The organism is Streptomyces sporangiiformans, assembly GCF_005768555.2.
Taxonomy (GTDB): domain Bacteria; phylum Actinomycetota; class Actinomycetes; order Streptomycetales; family Streptomycetaceae; genus Streptomyces; species Streptomyces sporangiiformans.
Genome location: NZ_VCHX02000186.1, coordinates 1 through 531, shown reverse-complemented (window position 1 = coordinate 531; position 531 = coordinate 1). Strand labels below are relative to the sequence as shown.

The window sequence follows — 531 nt, the reverse complement described above, 5'->3', positions numbered from 1 at the left end:
TCCCGGACGACTGGTCGTTCGAGCGGGCGGCGACGACGCCGATTGTGTTCCTGACGGCGTTGTTCGGGCTGCGGGATCTGGCTGGTCTGCGGGCGGGTGAGCGTGTGCTGGTGCACGCGGGTGCCGGTGGTGTGGGTATGGCGGCGATTCAGCTGGCCCGGTATCTGGGGGCGGAGGTCTTCGCGACGGCGAGTGAGGGCAAGTGGGACACGCTGCGCTCGCTGGGCCTGGATGACGACCACATTGCTTCCTCGCGCAGTCTCGATTTCGAGGAGCGGTTCCTCGCTGTCACGGGCGGTGAGGGTGTGGATGTGGTGTTGAACGCGTTGGCGGGGGAGTTCGTGGATGCCTCGCTGCGGTTGTTGCCGCGTGGTGGCCGGTTCCTGGAGATGGGTAAGACGGATGTTCGTCAGGCGGGTGTGATCGCGGGTCAGTATCCGGGGGTGGAGTACCGGGCGTTCGATCTGGCCGAGGCGGGTGCGGATCATACGCGGCGGTTGCTGGCGGAGTTGGTGGAGCTGTTCGGGCAGG

Annotated in this window: 1 protein-coding gene; it reads left to right on the top strand. The window is 66.9% G+C overall.

From position 1 onward, the window contains the following. Positions 1 to 531: zinc-binding dehydrogenase (locus FGD71_RS34805; RefSeq protein WP_140936013.1), on the top strand; the 531-nt coding region annotated here is incomplete at both ends.